At 73.9% G+C, this 3940-nt stretch carries 3 protein-coding genes; all 3 read right to left on the minus strand.

What is annotated here, in order from left to right; translation table 11 throughout:
- Positions 1 to 2479, minus strand: a 2479-nt coding sequence (locus B2284_RS12160; protein ID WP_286697575.1) for a bifunctional hydrogenobyrinic acid a,c-diamide synthase/histidinol phosphate aminotransferase CobBC, incomplete at its 3' end; no start/stop codon positions are given.
- Entirely contained in the window at positions 2476 to 3090 is a 615-nt protein-coding gene (cobO, locus tag B2284_RS12165) for a cob(I)yrinic acid a,c-diamide adenosyltransferase (RefSeq protein WP_136788401.1), read from the minus strand. The genes cobO and B2284_RS12160, both read right to left, overlap by 4 nt.
- Positions 3090 to 3940, minus strand: an 851-nt coding sequence (locus tag B2284_RS12170) for a vWA domain-containing protein (protein WP_286697576.1), incomplete at its 5' end; no start/stop codon positions are given. The genes B2284_RS12170 and cobO, both read right to left, overlap by 1 nt.

Raw genomic sequence — 3940 nt, forward strand, 5'->3', positions numbered from 1 at the left:
ACGCGGTGAGGAGGGCATCCGTCGTCAGCGGGTCTCGGACGGCGAGGCGCACCCACGAGCCGTCGAGGCCGGGAAAGGTGTCGGCGCGGCGTGTCGCGAACCCGGCGTCCCGCCACGCGGCGTGCGCGCCCGCTCCGACGCGCGCGAGTACGAACGGGGCGGCCGACGCCAGCACCGGCACGCCGCGCGAACGCAGGCCGCGGTCGAGATGCTCGCGCCACTGGCTCGTCTCCTCGGCCCACTCGGCGACCTGACGCGCGGCGGGGGCCGTCATCGCGTACCGCGTCGCCTCGAGGGCGAGTGAGTTCACCGACCAATGCGGCTGCTGCGCACGCAGCGTCGCGATGAGGGCCGCGTCGCCGACGACATGGCCGGCGCGCACCCCGGCGATCGACCACGTCTTCGTCAGCGATCGCACGACGAGCACCCCGGTCATGTCGCCACCGATGAGGCTCTCGCTCTCACCGGGCACGAGATCCATGAACGCCTCGTCGACGACGAGCACGCGTCCGGAACCGCGCAGCTTCTCGAGCTGCGCGCGCGGGTGGAGCACGCCCGTCGGGTTCGTCGGGTTGCCGAGGACGACGAGATCGGCGCCGTCGAGCGCCGCGACGTCAGCGTCCCCGAGGTGCGCACCGGAGCGGACGTCGAGCACGTGCGCCCGGGCCGGGCACCCGGCGCGGCGTAGCGCGGCGTCGGGCTCGCTGAACTGCGGGTGGACGACGACGGGTGCGCGCGGCGCCAGCGCCCGCGCGATGAGCGTGAACGCCTCGGCCGCTCCGTTCGTGAGGAGCACCTGCTCACGCGCCAGCCGATGGTGCGCGGCGACCGCGTCGGTGGCGGTGCGTGCATCGGGGTAGTGGGCGGTCTCGTCGAGCACGCCGCGCAGGGCGTGCCGCAGGTTCGCCGGGGGCGTGCTCGCGCGGACGTTCACGGCGAAGTCGACGAGCCCGTCACCGAGCTCGGCGTCGCCGTGATGCTCGTCGCCGGGCGTCGCAGCGCCCGGCAGCGCCGCGTCCGCTCGCGCGTCGACATGCGGGCGGGGCAGGCTCAGCAGCGTCGTCGCGACGAGGCCCGGGCCCGCCGCGCGATGCGTGGCGGCGGCGAAACGGTCTGCAAGCTCGGGGTGCCCCGCCCAGTGCGTGTGCAGGTACGAGGCGTGGACGGTGGGCTCGCTGCCTGAGCCGAGGGCGGCGGAGAAGCCGTCGGCACCCGCGTCGAGCAGCCAGGCCGCGTGGCCCCCACCTTCGCCGTCACCGGCGGCCGGCGTCGTCAGCGTGCGGTGGAACTCGTGGCCGCGCACCCGCGTGCCCGCGTCGGCGAGAAGCGTGTCGACGGGTGCCTCGGCCTCGCGGTAGCCCAGCGTCAGCCGTGGTGACATCGCCGCCGTTGCGGGCAGTACCCCGGAGAAGCGGTGACCGTCGACGGCCTCGAGGAGATAGAGCATCCCGGCGCACTCGGCCACGGTCGGCAGCCCCGACGTCACGGCGTCCCGCAGCTGGGCCAGCAGGCTCGTGTTGGCCGCCAACGAGCGCGCGTGCACTTCGGGGAAGCCGCCGCCGAGGTAGAGCGCGCGGGTGCCGGCGGGCAGTTCGCGATCACGGACGGGGTCGAACACGACGGGTTCGAGACCTCGCGCGCGCATCATCTCGAGCGTCTCGGCGTAACGGAACGTGAAGGCACGACCCCCCGCGACGGCGACGACGGGGGCGTCCCTCCCGGCCGTCGTCGGCGCCGCAGACATGGGTGCGGGTGACCACGGTTCGTCAGCGAGATCGGGTGCGCCCGACGCGATCTCGAGCAGCGCATCGAGGTCGATGTGAGCGGCGGTGCGTTCGGCCAGTCGGTCGAGTGTCGCGCGTGCGGCGTCCCGTTCGTCGGCCGGGACGAGGCCCAGATGCCGTGACGGGACGCTCATCCCCGCGTCACGCGGCAGCACACCCAGCACCGGCACGCCGATGCGTTCGCACGCGCGCCGCACCTCGCCTGCGTGACGTTCGGAGCCGGCCTTGTTGAGCACGACGCCCGCGACGTCGAGCTGCGGGTCGAACGTGCGCAACCCGTGGATGCTCGCGGCGACCGAACGCGACGACGAGCTGATGTCGACGACGAGGACGACGGGGGAGTGCGTCAGCGTCGCGACGTGCGCGCTCGAGGCGAACCCCTCCGTGCCGAGGCGCCCGTCGAACAGCCCCATGACGCCCTCGATGACGGCGACGTCGGCGGGCGCCGGCGTCATCGCGCCGTGCACGAGCATCGGTGCGACGCGTTCGGGGCCGACGAGCCACGGGTCGAGGTTGCGCCCGACGCGTCCTGTCGCGAGCGCGTGGTAGCCGGGGTCGATGAAGTCGGGGCCGACCTTCGCGGGCGCCACCTGCAGCCCGCGTGCGGCGAGGGCGGCCATGACGCCGACGCTCACCGTCGTCTTGCCCTGCCCGGACGCCGGCGCGGCGAGCACGACGCGCGGCAGTCGCGTCACCATTCGATACCTCGCTGGCCCTTCTGGCCGGTGTCGAAGGGGTGTTTGACCTTCGTCATCTCGGTGGCGATGTCGGCCACCTCGAGCAGCGCCGGGTGCGGGTCGCGCCCGGTGATGATGACGTGCTGGTTTCCGGGTCGCTCCGCCAGGGCGCGCGCGACCTCCTCGCCGTCGACCCAGCCCCACTTGATCGGGTAGGTGAACTCGTCGAGCACGTACATCCGGTGGGTTTCAGCCGCGAGGCGACGCTGGATCTCGCGCCAGCCCTCGAGCGCGTCCGCGGCGTGGTCGGCCTCGGTGCCGCCCTTGCGCGACCACGACCAGCCCGAACCCATCTTGTGCCACTCGACGGGCCCGCCCCGGCCGGTGCGCTCGTGCACCTCGCCGAGCGCCATGAGCGCCTCCTGCTCGCCGATCTTCCACTTCGCCGACTTGACGAATTGGAACACGCCGATCGACCACCCCTGGTTCCAGCCGCGCAGTGCCAGCCCGAACGCCGCTGTCGACTTGCCCTTGCCCGCGCCGTAGTGGATGGCGACGACGGGCCGGTTGCGGCGCTGACGCGTCGTCAGGCCGTCGTCCGGGGTGACGGTCGTTTCTCCCTGGGGCATCAGGCGGCCTTTCCGTGCGGCGCGCGAGCGGCGGCGACGGCGTCGACGAGGCCCGCGGCGGAGACGTTCTCGAGGGGCACGTGCGTCGCGCCCATGCGGTGGGCGAGGTCGGCGGCCAGGCGCATGCGGAAGCGTCCGCTCTCGCAGTCGACGACGACGGTGTCGACGCCGAGGCCAGGCCACGCCGACGCGGTGCGCTGGGCGCGCGCGAGGGCATCGGGCCCGCTCGTGGCACGCCCGTCGGTGACGACGACGACGAGCGCGCGCCGGCGCGGGTCGCGGCGGCGTTCACGTTCGAGGGTACTCGCGGCCAGCGTGAGCCCTTCCGCGAGGGGCGTGCGTCCGCCGTGCGGTAGCTGTGTCAGTGCCGCGGCCGCCCGATCGACGGACGACGTCGGGGCGAGCAGGACGTGCGCGTCGGCGCCGTTGAACGCGACCAGCCCGACCTTGTCGCGACGCTCGTACGCATCGAGCAGCAGCGACAGTACAGCCGTCTTCACCTCGTCCATGCGCTTGCGCGCCGCCATCGAACCGGAGGCGTCGACGCAGAACAGCACGAGATTCGACTCGCGCCCCCGCAGCCGGGCGTGGCGGACGTCGTGCGCCGCGATGTCGAGGCGGCCCCGCGTCCCCGCGGTGCGACGCGACGCTGCGCTCGTGATGGTGGCCGTGACGTGGACGCGGCCGGTCGTCGTCGGGGAGACACCGATGACGCGTCCGCGCGTCGTCTCGGCCGCGCTGCGCCGACCGGCCTCACCGCGACCGACACCGCGTACCTCGAAACGGCGCGGACGGTACGGCGTGCCCGCCGAGGCCGTGCCGACGGCGGCGGCTGCGCCGGTTCGCTGCT

Source organism: Dermacoccus sp. UBA1591 (assembly GCF_002322065.1).
GTDB classification, from domain to species: Bacteria; Actinomycetota; Actinomycetes; order Actinomycetales; family Dermatophilaceae; genus Dermacoccus; species Dermacoccus nishinomiyaensis.